The organism is Isoptericola sp. NPDC056573 (assembly GCF_042793335.1).
In the GTDB taxonomy this organism is placed as follows: Bacteria; Actinomycetota; Actinomycetes; order Actinomycetales; family Cellulomonadaceae; genus Isoptericola.
The window spans coordinates 383,954-400,374 of the sequence record NZ_JBHTUY010000003.1 but is presented as its reverse complement, the minus strand read 5'-3'; the positions used below and the strand labels follow the sequence as shown (position 1 = coordinate 400,374).

The window sequence follows — 16,421 nt, the reverse complement described above, 5'->3', positions numbered from 1 at the left end:
AGACCTCACTCCTCCGTGTACTTGCCGGCGCCGACCTCGCGGTCCCAGATGTCGAAGGCCTTGACCATCGCGTCCGGGGCGAGCGGCGTCGTCGACGGGGCCGACTCGATGAGGTCGTCGTACCAGTCGCGGCCGTACTTCTCGATGGTCTCCTGCGACTCCTGCGGGGCCTTGTCGAGCGTGGCGCCCTCGACCGCGGGGCCGGGGTAGAAGTAGCCGTGGTCGTAGGCCTTGGCGTTCTGCTCGGGCGTGAGGACGTCCTGCAGCAGCAGGAGGATCGCCGAGATCTTGTCCGCCGACTGCCCCTTCGGGATCGCGGCGTAGTGCGCGTCGGTCACCCAGGTGAAGTCGTCGAACGGGGCCGCCTCTAGCGTGTTCGGCAGCCGACCGTCGGTGCGCGGCTCGATCTCCCAGCCCGTCGTCGTGGGGATCATGCTCCAGGTGCCGTCACCGACGTTGGTGACGACCTGCCCGGTGCCGGTCGGGTAGTTGTCGACGTACTGGCCCAGCTCCTTGAGGTAGGCCCACGTCTTGTCCCAGCCGTTCTCCGGGTCCTTCGGGTCCTTGTCGCCCAGGATGTACGGCAGGCCCATGAGGAACGTGCGGCCGGGGCCGGAGTTCGCGGGTCGCGCGTACCCGAACTTGCCCGGGTTGGCCTTCGCCCAGTCGAGCAGCTCCTGGGGTGTCGACGGCACGTCCGTCACGACCTCCGGGTCGTACTGGAGCAGCGGCCCGGACGGGTAGTACGTGACGACGACGCCGTACCCCTCGGCGAGGTCCTGCATGGCCGCCGCCGGCTCGAGGTAGTTCTCCTGGTTCGACAGGCGGTCGCCGAAGTCGTCGACGACGGGCACCCACAGGTCCTGCGCGATGCCGGCGGACAGGCCGTCGTTGCCGGTCAGCACGAGGTCCACCGAGAGGTTCCCGGAGTCCACCTGGGGCTTCACGATGCCCGTGACGTCCGGCGCGCCGCCGGTCTCCCAGGTGACGGACGAGACGACGTCGGGGTTCGCCTCGACGAACGCGTCGACCATCGGCTCGGTGAGCTTCTGGTTCCCCGCGACGTCGAGGATGTGCAGCTCGACGGGCTCCGACGGGGCGTCGGGGACGTCGGCCGCGTCGGTCACGGCGGGACCGCTGCCGTCGCCCTCGGCCGCCGGTGGGGCGCAGCCCGCCACGGTGACGACGCCGAGACCGGCGAGGCAGAGGAGTGCGGCAGTACGGGACACGCTGGATGACCGCATGACGGAGGTACGCATGAGACCTGCTTCCTTCTGATTCGGGGCGACGTTGGCCCGGGGACGTCAGGAGCCCTCGTCGACGTCGGCGAGGGGGTGGTGCTACTCGAGGGGTACAGGGGGGCCGGCGGACGTCCTCGTGGGGGCGCCCGTCCGGCGGTCCACGACCTCGTGGACGGCGCCCGTGGAGCCACGGACCACGAGCTCGACGGGCAGGCGGTCCACGGCCGGACCGGGACGCGCCCCGGCGTCGACCCGGGCCGGGGGGTCCTCGGAGCCGAGCTCCCCGACCAGCAGGTCCACCGCGCGGCGGCCCAGTCTCGTGCGGGGAACGCGGATGGTGGTCAGCGCGGGGGACACGAGCGTGGCGACCGCGACGTCGTCGAACCCGACCACCGACACGTCGTCCGGCACCTTCACCCCGCGTTCCCGGAAGCGGCCGAGCATCCCGAGCGCCATGAGGTCGTTGAAGGCGACGACGGCCGTCACGTCCTGCGCGAGCACGTGGTCCGCCGCGGCGAAGCCCCCCGAGAAGTAGGGGCTGAAGGCGCCGAGCTCGACGAGCGACAGACCGTCCAGGCTCTCGGCGGCGCGCCGCAGACCGTCCGAGCGGCGTTCGCTCGACCAGGAGCTGACCGGGCCCGCCGCCACCGCGACCCGGCGGTGGCCGAGGACGTAGAGGTGGCGCAGCGCCTGCGAGACGCCGTCACGGTCGTCGACGGCGACCGACGGCAGGGCACCGACCTCCCGGCTCACGAGCACCGTCGGGACGTCGCCCGCGAGGCCGAGCACGTCGTGGTCGCTCGAGCGGGGCGACGCGAGGAGCACGCCGTCGACCCGGCGCGCGAGCTCGCGGACGAGCGCGGTCTCCGAGGTCGCGTCCTCCTCCGAGTCGACGATGAAGACGGCGTAGCCGAGCGCCCTCGCGCGCGCCTGGACGCCCTTCGTCACCGAGGCGAAGTAGGGGTTCTCCAGGTCGGGGACCAGCAGCCCGATGGCGTGGGTCCGTCCCATCCGCAGCCCGCGGGCCGTCGGGTCGGGCTGGTACCCCAGTCGGGCTGCCGCGGCGACGACCCGGTCGCGCGTGGCAGGAGAGACCCGGCCCGTCGATGCCAGGGCACGGGAGACGGTCGACACGGAGACCCCCGCCGACTCGGCCACGTCACGCGCGCTCGCCATGACACCCCTTCAGGTCGGACCGGTGCGCCGTCGCACCCGCCGTGCCGCAACAGTGGCAAACGATTGCAGGCGGGTCAACCCCCTGGTCGTCCTCCTTGGGGTCGACGTGGGCCTGCGCGCAGCGCCGAGCGCAGCGCGTCGGTGCGCAATCGATCCCGCCCACGGGCGACCGTCGAGGGGCCACGGCGGACGGGGGCGCGGCACAATGGCCCCATGACGGCACAGCTCTGGATCACCGGCGACCCCGAGACGGACGCACTGCTGAGCGACGACATGTTCGCGCTGCTCGTGGGCATGCTCCTCGACCAGCAGTACCCGATGGAGCACGCGTTCGCGGGGCCGCGCAAGATCCGCGACCGGCTGGGCAGCATCGACCCGCACGCGGTGGCGGACGCCGACCCGGACGAGTTCGTCACCCTCGCCACCACTCCCCCGGCCATCCACCGGTACGGCCGGTCCATGGCGGGCCGCGTGCAGGCGCTGGCGCGGGTGATCGTGGACGACTACGACGGCGACGTCGCGAAGCTCTGGACGACGCCCGGGGCCGAGGGGCCGGCCACCGGCGCGGAGGTGCTGGCCCGCCTGCGCGCGCTACCGGGCTTCGGCGAGCAGAAGGCCAAGATCTTCCTCGCCATGCTCGGCAAGCAGCGCGACGTCCGGCCCGTGGGCTGGCAGGAGGCCGCCGGGCACTACGGCGACGACGGCGCGCGCCGCTCGATCGCCGACGTGACCAGCGCGGAGTCCCTCGCCGAGGTGCGGACCTTCAAGAAGGCGCAGAAGGCGGCGGCGAAGGCGGCCAAGCAGGGCTGAGGCCCCGCTCGGCCGCCGCGGGACGCCGGTTCAGCGGCCGTGGTGCCCGTGCGGGAGCGGCACCTTCCACACCTCGCCGTCGAGGGTGACGACGTAGGCCGTGCGCCCGACGATCTCGAACGACGTCGGCCGGTCGAGGCCGGTCGCCACGGCTCGCAGGACGCCGTGCCGCCCGGCCTTCATCACCTGGCCGGTGTCCGGGTCGGCGGGCGACCCCTCGGGGTTGCCCGGGGTGAAGTGGCCCTGTGCGAGCGCATACAGCCCGCCCCGTCCGCGCTCGACGTCGACGAGCAGGCGGCCGCCGGAGGCGACCTCGTGGACGCCGTGCCTCCAGGGGGTGAAGGCGACGACCCGGCCGTCGCGCGGCAGGTGGGGCACCGGACCCGCCTGGGCGACCAGGACGGTCCGGCCGATGGTCTCCAGGCCCGTCGGCACGACGTTGCCGAACGCGCGGACCTGCGTGATCGAGCCGTCGGGCGTCACGTACAGCACCCGGTTGTGGTGGCCGTCGGTGACGAGGAACCCCCTGCGGTACGGCTCCATGGCGTACTGCAGGCCGGAGGGCACGAAGAAGTCGGTCGTCGGCGGGTGGGCGATCGACCAGGCGCCGATGTCGGCGACGGGACGCGCGACGCCGTCCCGGCCGACCCGGTACAGACCGGAGACCTGCGGGTCCGCGAGCGACACGAGGACGTACGCGGTGCGGCCGCGGAACGCGACGTCGAGGGCGCCGCCGGGCGTCCCCGGCTGCTGCACGGGCAGCCCCGAGACGAAGGTCGAGGCGGCGCCGGTGCGGCGGTCGATCCGGGAGACCTCCCCGGACACCGGTTCGGTGACGTAGAGGGCCCCGTCGGGACCGACGGTGGAGCCGGCACCGCCGGACAGCCCGGTGGTCAAGAGCGACGGGTCGGCGTGATGGTGGCCGTGGTCGTGGCCGTGGTGCGACGGAGTCGCGGCAGCGGTCGCGACCGTGGTCGCGGCGAGCATGGTGGACAGCAGGACGGCGATGATGCGTGGGGTGCGCATGGGGACCCCTCCCGAGGTGCGTCGTTGCACGGACGGTGAGGCTCGGCGCGGTGGCCGGGTCGGGACGTGGCGCTCCCCTCGCCGTGATCGACGCTACGCCCGATGCCCCTCGCCGTCACGGGCCGTTCGCCCCGGCGACCACCCGGCGGCGCGCAGCCGTCCGAGCGCGCGGTCGTGGGGCAGCGCGTGCCGGGTCCCGCGGTGCCCGACGGTCGTCGTGGCGGTGAAGACCGACGCGAGCAGCGCCTCCTCGACGGCGTCCGTCGCGGCCGCGAACAGCGGGTCCAGCGCGTCGTCGGGCACGAGCGGCTCGGCGGGGTCCGCCGTCGTGAACGCGAGGCCGTAGTCACCGCTGCCGTGCGCGAAGTCGGAGCCCACCCGGCCCATGGCGAACACCGCACGGCGGGCGACCCGTTCGAGCCGCCTGGCGTCGAGCGGGGCGTCGGTGGCCACGACGATCATGCACGAGTTGCCCTCCGCCGGACCGGATCTCTTCGGCACCGCGTCGATCTCTTCGGCACGGGGAACTGCCGAAAAGATCGACTCCGTGCCGAGCAGATCTGCCGCGGGCAGCGGCACGCCCTGCACGGTGAGGGTGCCGGAGAAGTTGGACTGCACCAGCACGCCCACCGTGCGCGGCCGGCCCGCGACGTCGACCCGGCGCGACGACGTCCCGATCCCGCCCTTGTACCCGAGCGTGGCGGTCCCCGCCCCCGCACCGACGCAGCCCTGCTCCACCGGGCCGGACGTCGCGCCGTCGAGCGCGGCGAGCACGTGCGCCTCGGTGATCGGCCGGGCGCGGATGTCCGAGAGGTACCCGTCGTTCGTCTCCCCCACCACCGGGTTGAGGGTGCGCACGTCCTCGTAGCCGGGCCAGGCGAGCACGTGGGTGACGAGCGCGTCGGCGGCGCGGAACGCGGAGAGCGTCGCGGTGAGGAGGATCGGCGTCTCGATCGCGCCGAGCTGCTCGAGCTGCGTCGCGCCCACGAGCTTGCCGTACCCGTTGCCCACGAACAGCCCGCACGGCAGCGCTCGCCGCTGCCCGGGCCCGGCGCCGAGCGCGTCGGGGACGACGGCGGTGACGCCCGTGTGCAGGTGCTCGCCCTCGTGCAGGGTGGTGTGCCCGACGCGCACCCCCGGGACGTCGGTGATCGCGTTCGCCGGGCCCGTGGGCAGACCGCCGACGACGACGCCGAGCTCGCGGGGCCCCGGCCGCGCGCCGCTCATGCCCGCCCCGTGGGGACGAGCCGAGCCGGGTGGACGTCGCGCCAGGTGCGGGAGCCGTCGACCAGGTCCTGCACGTGCTCGCGGAACCGCGGGCACGTGGCGATGTCGTGCGCCCGGCACGACAGGGCGTGCTCCGTCATGTGCCGGGAGCGGTCGATCTCCTCCTGGCGCCGGTCGAGCTCGGCCAGGTGCGCGGTGAGCACCTCGTGGCGGTCACGGGCGCCGCGCCCCGTGGACCCGGCGTCGAGCAGCACCTGGATCTGCTCGAGGCTCATGCCCGCGACCTTGGAGCTGAGGATCGTCGCCACCCGCACGACGTCGTCGGGCCCGTAGCGCCGCCGCCCCGCGCCGTCGCGGACCGGGTCCAGCAGACCGACGTCCTCCCAGTAGCGCAGCACGTGCGTCTCCAGGCCGAAGCGCTCGGCCAGCTCCCCCACGCTCCACGTCTGCTGGGCCGCACCGCTCGACGCCATCCCGCTTGACTTCATGTCGACATGAAGTCACAGCCTGGGGTCAGCACGCAACCCGACCCGAAGGAGACGCCATGAGCGACACCACCCGCCACGACCTGCACGACGCCGTGATCATCGGCGGCGGACCGGCCGGCCTCGCGGCCGCTCTGATGCTCGGCCGCACCCACCGCGACGTCGTTGTGCTCGACTCCGGCACCTACCGCAACGACCCCACCGACGCGATGCACAACGTGCTCGGCTTCGACGGCGTGGCGCCGGCGGAGTTCCGCGGCGCCGCGCACCGCACGCTGGCCGCGTACGACACGGTCGAACTGCGCCGCGCCACCGCCCACGACGTCGCCCCGCTCGACCCCGCGTCGCCGGCCGACGGGTTCGTCGTGCGCACCGACGACGGCGACGTCGCCGCCCGCCGCCTGCTGCTCGCCACCGGCGTGCGCGACGAGCTGCCCCCGACGCCCGGGCTGGAGCGGCTGTTCGGCACCGTCGCCGCACACTGCCCGTACTGCCACGGTCACGAGTTCTCCGGCACCCCGGTCGCGATCCTCGGCGCCGGGCCGCACGCCCCGCGCGTCGCCGGCCTGGTCGAGCGGATCGCGACCCGCGTCGTCGTCCTGGCCGACGGCGGCGACGTCGACCCGCAGGTCCGCGCGGCGCTCGACGCCCGCGGCGTCGCCGTCCGGCCGGAGAAGGTGCTCCGCCTGGAGCCGCTGACGCTGCCCGGCGGGCACCCGGGCGCACGGGCCGTGCTGGACGGCGCCGCGGCGGAGGAGCTCGGCGGGATCATGGTCGCCCCGACGCTGCACCAGGCGGCGCCGTTCGCCGCCCGCCTCGGGCTCGAGCTGCGCGAGTCCGGCTGCGTGGCCGTCGACGCCATGGCCCGCACCAGCATGCCCGGGGTCCTCGCGGCCGGCGACCTCGCCCACACCGCCGACTTCCCCATGCCCGTGAGCTCCGTGACCGCGGCGATGGCGGCCGGACAGCTCGCCGCGGCGTCGATCGACGCCGACCTGCTGGCCGCCCCGCGCTGACCGTCTCGCACGCTCGGGACGACGGGCAGGATGGCGGCATGATCCGCCACCACCTGTTCGTCGTCGCCCATCCGCAGGCCGAGCACACCGCCGCCGACCTCGCCCGTGCGGCGGAGACCGCGGACGTCGTCGGCGCGGCGCTCGGGGTCGCGGTCGCGCGCGACCGGCGACTGCGGGAGATCAGCTTCGGCACCGCCGAGGGCCGACCGAACGCATGGCTCGCCGCGCGGCGGGTCCACGCGCCCGACGACGACAGGCTCGACCACCGCGGCCCCGTGCCCGGCGCGGAGACGCGACGCGAGGTGGCCGACCGGGTCCACGCGTGCGTCGCCGGGCTGATGCCGGACACGGACCACGACCACGTGGTGGTGACGCACGGTTTCGCGCACACGTTCGTCGTGACGGCGTGGCTGCACGTCCCCGTCGAGGCGGCGGGCTTCGCCGCCTTCGCCACGTCACCGGGCGCGATCACCCACCTCACCCACGACGACGGGTGGGGCAACCGGACGCTCGTGGAGCTCGGCGCGACGTCCCACCTCGCGGCCGCCCACTAGGCTCGCCGCATGACCTCAGCGCACCCCCTGCCGCTCGGCCCTGCCCCGCGACCCACCACGGGAGACGACCTCGCCGACCGGCTCCGCGCCCTCGCGACGCGGGCGGCCGGCGCCGGCGTCGCCGGCCTCGACCGGGCGCGCGTCACCGCCACCCTGGAGGGCGCGGACGTCGCGACGCTCGAGGCGGACCTCACCGGCGTGGCGTTCGGCGGCGCGCAGCAGAAGGCCCCGGGCGTCGGGTGGCAGCCCGGCACGATCACCGCGCGCGAGGACGGCACGGTGCGCCGCCTGCGCGTCGACGCCCACCCGCTCACCGCCGTCGACCTGCCCGTGGACGTCACCGCCGAGGCCGAGGGGCTGCGGTTCACGTGGGTCGAGGGCGCCGACGGCCAGGTCGGGTTCGAGCCGGTCGAGCCCGACGACACGCACCCGGTGACCGGTCACGCCCGCGTCGCGGTCTCCCGCGCCGGCCTGGTCGCGACCGTGCACGGCCTGCTCGCCGTCTCGCTGCAGTCCCAGGGCATCACGCTGAGCGACCTGGACGTGCAGCTCGACTCCCACGGCCCGCGCGCGGCAGGCCTGCGCATCGAGGCGAAGATCCGCAAGGGGTTCCTCTCCGCGGGCGTCTCCGCCACGGCGTCGGCCTCGGTCGACGCGGCGATGGTGCTGACCGTCGGCGACGTGCGCATCTCCAGCGGCAACCCGCTCGTCGCCGCGATGCTCGGCGCCGTCCGGGGCCGCGTCGAGGCCGCGGCGAACCGCCGCATCGACCTCGCGGCCGCGCTGCCGCCCGGGGTCCGGCTCGCGGACGTGCGCCTCGACGTCGGCGAGGAGCTCGTGCTCACGGCCCGGCTGGGCTGACCCCCGGGGCGCTTCCGCCCGTCGGAAGCGGTCTCTGGTCCTCGCACGGCTCGACCTGGCGCTGTCGGTGGGCCGTGCGAGATTCGGGGCATGCCCGACCGCCCCGCCGTCCCGCCCGCCCTCGTCGCGCGCCTGCGCGGGCTGCTCGAGTTCCCGGAGTGCGCCGAGGAGGACGCCTGGACCGGCGTCCGCTGGCGGGTGCGCAGGGCCACGGTGGCGCACGTCTTCGGTGGCGAGGACCAGCACTTCCGCGTGACGTTCCGCGCCGAGCCGCAGGAGGTCCGGGCGTTCGAGCACCTCGGCCACCCTTACTTCCGCGCCGGCTGGGGCGCCAACGTCGTCGGCGTCGTCCTCGACGACGCCACCGACTGGGGCGAGATGGCCGAGCTGCTCACCGACTCCTACTGCCTCCAGGCGCCGCGCGCGCTGGCCGACGCCGTCGACCGGCCCGCACAATCTGGCGTTAGCAACGCCGACGGAGGTACCGTCCCGACCTCATCGCGCGATTAAGACTATTCACCCCTGCCTCGCCTAGCCCGGGCAGCGCCAGATCAGTATATTCTCGAAGCGAGATTCGAAATCAACGATACGTCGAGTTCACCTGAGGGCCCATGAGCAGCCGACCAATTGTCAACATTCAACGCCTCAACGATACGGCGGCGACAAATCGGCTGATTCGCGCTTGGAAAAGCCGGGGCGACAGCACCGTTTTGGTCGATCTCCGCGAGGCTGAACAGATCTACCCAAACGGCACAGTCCCTTTGGCCGCGTCCATTGCGCTCTTCAATTCGATCTCACCCAGGTCAGTCAGGGTCGCACTACCTAATGGCCATAATTTGGCACATATTGCGGCACCGCAGACGCTGGGTACGTTCGACCGGAGCGCCGGGCACACCATCACAAATTCCGTCTGGCGATACGACAACGAGGAGGCAGCTCAGCGACTTGCCAGCATGTTCACCGAGTTCCTCTCGGATCACGTCGCATGCGAGGAAGGCGTCATCGACACTCTGAACTGGTGCCTGTACGAAGTTATGGACAACGTCTTCCAGCATAGCCAGGCAGCCAGCGGGTTTGTGATGATGCAACTCCACGTCCGGGCCCGGAGATGCGTGATCGGCGTGGCCGACACTGGCATCGGAATTCAGAAGTCTCTCTTTACTTCTGGCCACTTTGACCTCCCGACTATCGCAGACGCAGGTTCCGCCATCAACAAGGCCCTCCAGCAGGGGGTTACAAGCAAAATTCGGATCAATCAAGGAAACGGACTCTTTGGGCTTCGTCGGGCTGTCGAGGTTAACGGCGGATCACTCTCGGTGCGCTCCGGGCGAGGAAGTTGGCAGTTGGACGAGGGGGGAATCTCTTGGAATGCCGACCCGACCACGCCGATTCCCGATGCAATCAACCATCAAGCGACACTAGTCGACTGGCGCCTCGACTGCGCAAAGAAAGTTCGCATTGAGGAAGCGCTCGGCGGCGGCCACTCCCCCGTTAACGACTTTATCGAGAACATAGAGGACGAAGAGGGGGCCCACCGCGTTTCCGTTAGCGAGATCGAGGCGGCCCTTGGGTCGAGGAAGCTTGGCACCGAGATTCGCACTCGGCTTGAGAACTACCTACGTGCAGGTGCACGGCATGTAGTACTCGACTTTCGAGGCGTTGGCGTTATCTCCTCTAGCTTCGCGGACGAGGTCATGGCGAAACTTGCGGAGCAGATGGGTGAATTAGAGTTCCGTAGGAGAATCTTCGTTGACGGAGCATCGATGACGAATCGCAGGCTAATTGACCGAGCAATAGCGCTCCGACTTCAGGCGGAGGCTAATGGCTCCTTTGAGCCACAATGACGATACTGCGCTGTCAGAGGGAGACGGACGTCCCGACCAGCACCAGCTCGGACGTGTGCGACCCGGCCACGCCGACGTCGGCGGGCCGCGGGCGGAACCCGGGCAGATCCTCCAGCCCGCCGCCGGCGGCGACCACCCGCAGGTCCAGCGGCTGCCCGGCGGGCACGACGAGCCGCACCTCGAAGCCGTCGTCGCCGGGGGCGTAGAAGCGGGTGTCGAGGGCGCCGCCCTCGACCGGCACCGTCCGGCCGGCGACCTTCGCGCTCTCCACGCTCGAGGCGTTCAGCTGCACGTACCGCAGGGCTCCCGCGGTGCCGATCGGCGCCCCCGCACCGGGGGTCACGCGCAGGGTGAGGACGCGGGCGTCGCCCGCCGGCTCGGCGTCCAGCACGTCGACGACGGGGGCGGGCAGGTCGGCCGCCTCGGCGTCGCCGGCGTGCACCTCGCCCGCGAACATCGGGAACGGCTCGGACAGGTCGGTCTCGGTGTCCACGAACTGCGCGGTCCACCTGCTCGGGGTGCCCTCGTCGGAGACCCAGTGCGCCGAGCCGGTGTCGGCGTCCAGCGCGTACGCGAGGCGGGTGGGCTCGGGGTGCTCGGCGTCGAACGGGTCGGCGACGAAGCCGACGACGAGCGCGACGACGCCCACCGCGGCGCACGCGCCCACCAGGCCGAGCGCACGTCGTCGGCCGCGGGGCCACAGCGCGGCGAGGACGGGCGTGAGCGCCAGCCCGAGCAGCGCGGCGACGACCGCGGGCGCGGCGCCCGTCGCGAGACCCAGCGCCGGGAAGAACAGCAGCACGATCGGTACGAGGACCACGACCCCCACGGCCGCGCCCAGGGTCACGGCCACCCGCCGGCCGACGACGCCGCGCGCCACCCGCAGGGTCAGCAGCCCGGCGACGGCGCCCGCGAGCGCCGGCAGCGCGGCGAGGTACGAGCCGCCGGGGGTGACGGCGGCGAGGACGACGCCGAGGACGGCGAGCCAGCCGAGCGCCCCGAACGCGAGCGCGGCCCCGCCGAGCGACCGGCGCAGCCCGAGGAACCAGGCGGTCCACACGGTCGCCACGATGCCGAGCAGGGCGACGCGGAAGCCCCAGGGGCGCCACGGGTCGAGCATCTCGCCATAGCCGGGCCGCACCAGGCCCATGACCCACCACAGCGCGACCGACCCGGCGACGGCACCGGCGAGCGGGAGCAGCGCGGACGCGAAGCCCAGGGCGAGGGTGCCGGCCGTGGTCCGCTCGCCCCGCACCTCGCGCCGGCGGGCGAGGGCGACGGCCAGGGCACCGACCGCGACCACGGCGGCGACGGCGAGCGGCCACACCAGCCAGCCCGGGTAGCGCGCGAGCACCCCTCCCGGCAGCGGGAAGTAGGTGGCGTCGTCGGCCGACGGCGTGGCGAGCGCCGCCGCGTCGGCGTCCCCGAGCTCGCGCGCCAGCGCCAGCATGTTGGCGCCGTGGTGCTGCAGGCTCGCCGTCGACATCCGCTCGGGGGTGTCCTGCGGCGCGTGGTAGGTCGCCGAGCCGTCGATGTACGCGGAGTTGAGGCCGGTGAACCGGCCCTCCGGGTCGTCGAGGAACGGCGAGAAGTCGGTGTCGTTCGGCAGGATGCGGTACACCTCGACCGCCATCGAGCTGCCCACGGGGTACGGCACGTGGGAGTAGGCGTCGACGAGGGCCGCGTTGCCGTCCGACGTCTCGAACATGATCGCCGGGCCGGACGAGCCGCGGGCCTCGACGTTGACCACGACGCCCCCGTCGGCCGCGCGCGGGTCGGAGTCCGCGAACGCCTCCGCGCCGCACAGGCACGCCTCCTCCGCGTCGGTGAACACGAGCACGAGGTCGTTGCGCAGCGGTTCGCCGGCGCCGAGCGCGCGGGCGGTCTCCAGCAGGGTCGCGACGCCGGCGCCGTCGTCGTTGGCGCCGTGCGACACCTCGGCGGAGTCGTAGTGCGCGACGAGGAAGACCGGACCGGTCGGGTCGGTCCCCGGGATCGTGGCGACGACGTTCTTCGTGGCCGCGACGCGGCTCTGGTCGCCCAGCCGGCCGGACATGCCGACACCGTCGGTCACCTCCGGGTCGAGCCCGAGCCCCTCCAGGTCGGCCACGATCGCGTCGCGGACGGCGGCCGCGGCGGCTGTGCCGTGCGGGTGCACCTCGCCGCCGACCGCCTCGACCGTCGCGAACGCCCGCTCGGCGCTGAACTCGTCCGCGGCGCCGTCCGCCGACCGGGCGGACGGCGGCAGCACCGCCCAGACGGCGAGCGCCGTCAGGACGAGCAGGAAAAGGGAGCACGCGAGCGACGTCGCCCGCGACCGGGTCTGGGTCACCCGGGCACGCTAGCGGCGCCCGCGCGGTGTGGCCCAATCGTGATACGCGCCGTCTCAGGTGGACCGCCGCCTGGACCATCGCCGGACCGACAGGCGGACCCACCTGCGGATCGATGGTTGGATCGCCCCGTGCGCGCGATGACGTTCGACCGGTTCGGCGGGCCCGTCACGGTCCGCGAGGTGCCCGACCCCGCGGCGCCGCCCGGCGGCGTCGTGGTGCGTGTCCACGCGAGCGGCCTGTGCCTGAGCGACTGGCACGCCTGGGCGGGGCACGACACGGACATCACCTCCCTCCCCCACGTGCCCGGCCACGAGCTCGCCGGGGTGGTCGCCGCGGTGGGCGACGGCGTGCGGCGCTGGAGCGTGGGCGACCGCGTGACGTCGCCGTTCGTCTGCGGTTGCGGGCACTGCGACTGGTGCCGCTCCGGGCAGGCGCAGGTCTGCCCCGACCAGACGCAGCCCGGGTTCACGCACGCCGGGTCGTTCGCGGAGCTCGTGGTGCTGCACGCCGCCGACACCAACCTCGTCGGCCTGCCCGACGCCGTGGACGACGCCACCGCCGCGAGCCTCGGGTGCCGCTTCGCCACGGCCTACCGTGCCGTCGCGGGCCGGGCCCGGGTGCTCCCGGACGAGCGCGTCGTGGTGGTGGGCGCGGGCGGCGTGGGCCTCAGCGCCGTCATGGTCGCCGCGGCGCTCGGCGCCCAGGTGGTGGCCGTCGACCGGCACGACGCCGCGCTCGAGGCCGCGCGCCGGGCCGGGGCCGCGCACACGGTCCGCGCCGACGAGGACGTCGACGTCGCCGCGGTGGTGCAGGACCTCACCGGCGGCTGCCACGTGAGCGTCGACGCGGTCGGCAGCGAGCGCACCTGCGCCGACGCGATCGGCAGCCTGCGCCGCCGCGGGCGGCACGTGCAGGTCGGCCTGCTGCCGCCGGTCGACGGCCACCCCCGCGTGCCGATGTCCCGCGTGATCGGCTGGGAGCTGGACGTGCTGGGCAGCCACGGGATGGCCGCCGCCGACTACCCGGAGATGCTGGCGCGGGTCGCCGACGGCACGCTGCGCCCCGCCGACCTCGTCGACCGCGTCGTCGGCCTGGACGAGGGGGCGCGGCTCCTCCCCGACCTGCCCGGCACCCCGCGCTCCGGGATGGTCGTCGTCGACCCGCGCCGCTGAACCCGGGGCGGACAGAGCGGGGCGGACAGAGCGGGGCGGGCGGGGCGGGCGAGGCGGGGCGGCAGGGCACCGACGTCGACGTCACGGAGATCACCCCGCCGGCACCCTCCCGGTCATGGCCCGGCCACCCGGTCGGGGCTATGCTGGCCGACGGCCTGAGCAGCAGCGGCGACCGCCGCGACGACGACGAGGGAGGTGCGCGCCACATGACCCGTAGCGAGCCTCCCAGTAGTCCGAGCCGCGACTGACGGCTCCCCGCCCGGCCACGACGCCGGGCGGCCGTGGCGCACGCGCTCCTGACCGGCGCCACCGTTCTCCGAGCGCCCCGACGATCCGGGGCGCCCCCAGCCGCAGTCGCGGGACCGACGACCGTCCCTCGTCCCTGCACGCCCTCGGAGTCCGCCATGTCCGTCACCTCCCCCCGCGCCACCGGCTCCCGCACGGTCCGCACCCGTCCCCTGCTCGGCGCGCTGCGCCCCCGCCGCGCCACCCCGGCCTCCGGCGCGGGCGGCCACCTCGGCAGCGCCCGCACCGACGCGTCGGCGACGCGGCGCGACGTGCCCGGCCGCTCGTCGATCGTCGAGTCCGCCCTGTACGACGCCGACGGCCGCCGGGTCGCGAGCTTCACGCGCCTCGCGGACACGTTCCGCGAGCTGCGCGCCCACCCCGGCGGCATGGCGTGGATCGGGCTCGAACGACCCGACGAGACCGAGCTCGCCCAGCTGGCGCGGGAGTTCGACCTGCACCCCCTGGCCGTCGAGGACGCGATCGTCGCGCACCAGCGGCCCAAGATCGAGCGCTACGGCGACACGCTGTTCGTCGTCCTGCACGCGGCCCGCTACCTCGACCACGCGGAGGAGGTGGAGTTCTCCGAGCTGCACGTCTTCGTGGGCCCCGACTTCGTCGTCACGGTCCGGCACGGCGCGTGCCCCGACCTGGCGGCCGTGCGCACCCACCTCGAGGCGCACCCGGCCATGCTGGCCCGCGGCCCCGAGTCGGTGCTGTACGCGATCGTGGACCGCGTCGTCGACGACTACGCACCCGTCGTGGCCGGGCTCGACGGCGACATCGACGAGATCGAGTCCGAGGTGTTCGGCGGCGACGCGGCGGTGTCGCGCCGCATCTACGAGCTCTCCCGCGAGGTGGTCGAGTTCCAGCGGGCGGTGCGCCCCCTGCAGCGCGTGTGCGGCTCGCTCGCCAAGGGCGCGGAGAAGTACGGCGTCACCGAGGAGATGCAGGCGTACCTGCGCGACGTCGCCGACCACCTCACCGAGGTCGCGGACCGCGTCGAGTCGTTCCGCGCCGCCCTGCGCGACATCCTCACCGTGAACGCCACCCTCGTGGCTCAGCGGCAGAACGAGGAGATGACGCACCTCACGGAGGTGAGCATCCGCCAGGGCGAGGAGGTCAAGAAGATCTCCGGGTGGGCGGCCATCCTGTTCGCGCCGACCCTGGTCGGCACCGTGTACGGGATGAACTTCGACGACATGCCGGAGCTGCACTGGGCCTGGGGCTACCCGGCCGCGCTGGTGGCCATGCTCAGCGTGAGCGTGGCGCTCTTCGCCGTCTTCCGCTGGAAGCGCTGGATCTGAGCGGGGCCACGCCGGGCGGCTGCCGCCGCGTGGTCGCGCGCGCCGTCGCCGGGCGCGGTCGCTAGGGTCGCGGGGTGACCTCGACCGCGACGACCGCGCCCGGCAGCCCGACCACCGACCCCGGCGGTCTCAACCCCGCCACCCGCACGCTCCTGTCGCTCGGTGCGGCCGTCCTCGTCCTCGCGGGGGTGCACTGGGCCTCGGACGTCCTGGCGCCGGTGTTCCTCGCCGCCGTGATCGTCATCATCTGCCACCCCGTGCGCCGCCCGCTCGAGGCCCGGGGCTGGCCGCGCTGGGCGGCGACCACGGCCGTGATCGTCGTCGCGTACCTCATCCTCGCGGCCCTGCTCGCGATGCTCGTCTTCGCCGGCTTCCAGTTCGCCGACCTGGTCACCGAGTACTTCCGCGACCTCGAGCAGTCGGTGTCCCAGATCGCCGCGCAGCTCGCCGAGCTCGGCCTGGACACGCAGGTCACCGACGCCGCGACGTCGTTCCTGGAGCCCTCCCGGCTGCTGTCCCTCGCAGGCAGCGTGAGCGGCATGGTCCTGTCGATCGCGACGGCCTTCTTCTTCGTGCTCGCCTACGCGATCTTCATGGCGGCCGACGCCGCCCGGTACGCGACCGCGTCCCGCGTCTTCGGCGCCACGCACGCGGAGCAGATCGGTCGCGCGACGCGGTTCAGCACCGGGGTGCGCCGCTACTTCGTGGTCAACGCGACCTTCGGTGCGATCGTCGCGATCGTCGACGGCTTCGCGCTCGCGCTGCTCGGCGTCCCCGCCCCGGTCGTGTGGGCGATCCTCGCGTTCGTCACCAACTTCATCCCGAACATCGGGTTCGTGCTCGGCCTGGTCCCGCCGCTCGTCATGGCGTTCGTCGTCGGCGGCTGGCCCCTGGCCCTGGCCGTCGCGGCCGTCTACTGCGTCGTGAACGTGGTGCTCCAGGTGCTGGTGCAGCCCAAGTTCGTCTCCGACGCCGTCAGCCTCAGCCTCACGCTGAGCTTCATGTCCGTGGTCTTCTGGACCTTCGTCATCGGCCCGCTCGGCGCCATCCTCGCGATCCCGCTCACCCTGCTGGTGCGGGCGCT

General features: G+C 73.6%; 14 protein-coding genes and 1 pseudogene. 9 read left to right on the top strand and 6 right to left on the bottom strand.

Features of this window, described 5'->3' with window-relative positions:
• Positions 1-5: 5 nt before the first annotated feature.
• Complete coding sequence (locus tag ACFQ8E_RS06985) at positions 6-1,229, bottom strand: extracellular solute-binding protein (protein WP_430549843.1); 1,224 nt, start codon at positions 1,227-1,229, stop codon at positions 6-8.
• Positions 1,230-1,340: 111 nt separating this feature from the next.
• Complete coding sequence (locus ACFQ8E_RS06980) at positions 1,341-2,417, bottom strand: LacI family DNA-binding transcriptional regulator (RefSeq protein WP_430549842.1); 1,077 nt, start codon at positions 2,415-2,417, stop codon at positions 1,341-1,343.
• A gap of 213 nt (positions 2,418-2,630) precedes the next feature.
• Between ACFQ8E_RS06980 and ACFQ8E_RS06975 the strand changes: the two genes are divergently transcribed.
• Complete coding sequence (locus ACFQ8E_RS06975; RefSeq protein ID WP_430549841.1) at positions 2,631-3,227, top strand: HhH-GPD-type base excision DNA repair protein; 597 nt, start codon at positions 2,631-2,633, stop codon at positions 3,225-3,227.
• A gap of 30 nt (positions 3,228-3,257) precedes the next feature.
• On the opposite strand, the gene ACFQ8E_RS06970 is transcribed toward ACFQ8E_RS06975, so the two are convergent.
• The 3 genes from ACFQ8E_RS06970 to ACFQ8E_RS06960 all read right to left on the bottom strand — a co-directional run bounded on the left by ACFQ8E_RS06970 (position 3,258) and on the right by ACFQ8E_RS06960 (position 5,968).
• Positions 3,258-4,253 carry a ScyD/ScyE family protein gene (locus ACFQ8E_RS06970; RefSeq protein WP_430549840.1) on the bottom strand — a complete coding sequence of 332 codons (996 nt, stop codon included), beginning with the start codon at positions 4,251-4,253 and terminating at the stop codon, positions 3,258-3,260.
• Positions 4,254-4,346: 93 nt separating this feature from the next.
• The gene (locus ACFQ8E_RS06965; protein ID WP_430549839.1) at positions 4,347-5,480 is read right to left on the bottom strand and encodes a P1 family peptidase; all 1,134 of its coding nucleotides are present in this window, start codon (positions 5,478-5,480) and stop codon (positions 4,347-4,349) included.
• The gene (locus ACFQ8E_RS06960) at positions 5,477-5,968 is read right to left on the bottom strand and encodes a MerR family transcriptional regulator (RefSeq protein WP_430549838.1); all 492 of its coding nucleotides are present in this window, start codon (positions 5,966-5,968) and stop codon (positions 5,477-5,479) included. Before ACFQ8E_RS06960 ends, ACFQ8E_RS06965 begins: the two co-directional genes overlap by 4 nt.
• A 56-nt stretch (positions 5,969-6,024) precedes the next feature.
• Here ACFQ8E_RS06960 and ACFQ8E_RS06955 point away from each other — a divergent pair, with 56 nt between their 5' ends.
• The 5 genes from ACFQ8E_RS06955 to ACFQ8E_RS06935 all read left to right on the top strand — a co-directional run bounded on the left by ACFQ8E_RS06955 (position 6,025) and on the right by ACFQ8E_RS06935 (position 10,240).
• Positions 6,025-6,981: an NAD(P)/FAD-dependent oxidoreductase gene (locus tag ACFQ8E_RS06955; protein WP_430549837.1), complete on the top strand. Its 957-nt coding sequence runs from the start codon at positions 6,025-6,027 to the stop codon at positions 6,979-6,981.
• A 38-nt stretch (positions 6,982-7,019) separates the two neighbouring features.
• A complete protein-coding gene (locus tag ACFQ8E_RS06950; protein ID WP_430549836.1) occupies positions 7,020-7,535 on the top strand; it encodes a histidine phosphatase family protein in 516 nt (171 codons plus the stop codon).
• A 9-nt stretch (positions 7,536-7,544) separates the two neighbouring features.
• Positions 7,545-8,396, top strand: coding sequence for a hypothetical protein (locus tag ACFQ8E_RS06945; protein WP_430549835.1), 852 nt, complete (start codon positions 7,545-7,547; stop codon positions 8,394-8,396).
• 90 nt (positions 8,397-8,486) lie between these two features.
• On the top strand, positions 8,487-8,906 hold the full coding sequence (locus ACFQ8E_RS06940) for an MmcQ/YjbR family DNA-binding protein (protein ID WP_430549834.1): 420 nt from the start codon (positions 8,487-8,489) through the stop codon (positions 8,904-8,906).
• 443 nt (positions 8,907-9,349) lie between these two features.
• On the top strand, positions 9,350-10,240 hold the full coding sequence (locus tag ACFQ8E_RS06935) for an STAS-like domain-containing protein (RefSeq protein WP_430549833.1): 891 nt from the start codon (positions 9,350-9,352) through the stop codon (positions 10,238-10,240).
• Between the two features lie 13 nt (positions 10,241-10,253).
• On the opposite strand, the gene ACFQ8E_RS06930 is transcribed toward ACFQ8E_RS06935, so the two are convergent.
• Positions 10,254-12,572, bottom strand: coding sequence for a M28 family peptidase (locus ACFQ8E_RS06930; protein ID WP_430549832.1), 2,319 nt, complete (start codon positions 12,570-12,572; stop codon positions 10,254-10,256).
• Between the two features lie 129 nt (positions 12,573-12,701).
• Between ACFQ8E_RS06930 and ACFQ8E_RS06925 the strand changes: the two genes are divergently transcribed.
• The 3 genes and pseudogenes from ACFQ8E_RS06925 to ACFQ8E_RS06915 all read left to right on the top strand — a co-directional run.
• Complete coding sequence (locus tag ACFQ8E_RS06925; RefSeq protein WP_430549831.1) at positions 12,702-13,745, top strand: alcohol dehydrogenase catalytic domain-containing protein; 1,044 nt, start codon at positions 12,702-12,704, stop codon at positions 13,743-13,745.
• Between the two features lie 404 nt (positions 13,746-14,149).
• Positions 14,150-15,337: a magnesium/cobalt transporter CorA gene (corA, locus tag ACFQ8E_RS06920; RefSeq protein WP_430549830.1), complete on the top strand. Its 1,188-nt coding sequence runs from the start codon at positions 14,150-14,152 to the stop codon at positions 15,335-15,337.
• Between the two features lie 74 nt (positions 15,338-15,411).
• Positions 15,412-16,413: pseudogene (locus ACFQ8E_RS06915) on the top strand (AI-2E family transporter); the annotation flags it as partial.
• Between the last annotated feature and the right edge of the window lie 8 nt (positions 16,414-16,421).

Excerpts from the sequence above, each read along its gene's own strand:
- ACFQ8E_RS06980 (WP_430549842.1), bottom strand. The coding sequence starts at position 2,417 with ATGGCGAGCGCGCGTGACGTGGCCGAGTCGGCGGGGGTCTCCGTGTCG.
- ACFQ8E_RS06975 (WP_430549841.1), top strand. The coding sequence starts at position 2,631 with ATGACGGCACAGCTCTGGATCACCGGCGACCCCGAGACGGACGCACTG.
- ACFQ8E_RS06940 (WP_430549834.1), top strand. The coding sequence starts at position 8,487 with ATGCCCGACCGCCCCGCCGTCCCGCCCGCCCTCGTCGCGCGCCTGCGC.
- ACFQ8E_RS06960 (WP_430549838.1), bottom strand. The coding sequence starts at position 5,968 with ATGAAGTCAAGCGGGATGGCGTCGAGCGGTGCGGCCCAGCAGACGTGG.
- ACFQ8E_RS06955 (WP_430549837.1), top strand. The coding sequence starts at position 6,025 with ATGAGCGACACCACCCGCCACGACCTGCACGACGCCGTGATCATCGGC.
- ACFQ8E_RS06970 (WP_430549840.1), bottom strand. The coding sequence starts at position 4,253 with ATGCGCACCCCACGCATCATCGCCGTCCTGCTGTCCACCATGCTCGCC.
- corA (WP_430549830.1), top strand. The coding sequence starts at position 14,150 with ATGTCCGTCACCTCCCCCCGCGCCACCGGCTCCCGCACGGTCCGCACC.
- ACFQ8E_RS06945 (WP_430549835.1), top strand. The coding sequence starts at position 7,545 with ATGACCTCAGCGCACCCCCTGCCGCTCGGCCCTGCCCCGCGACCCACC.
- ACFQ8E_RS06950 (WP_430549836.1), top strand. The coding sequence starts at position 7,020 with ATGATCCGCCACCACCTGTTCGTCGTCGCCCATCCGCAGGCCGAGCAC.
- ACFQ8E_RS06935 (WP_430549833.1), top strand. The coding sequence starts at position 9,350 with ATGTTCACCGAGTTCCTCTCGGATCACGTCGCATGCGAGGAAGGCGTC.
- ACFQ8E_RS06965 (WP_430549839.1), bottom strand. The coding sequence starts at position 5,480 with ATGAGCGGCGCGCGGCCGGGGCCCCGCGAGCTCGGCGTCGTCGTCGGC.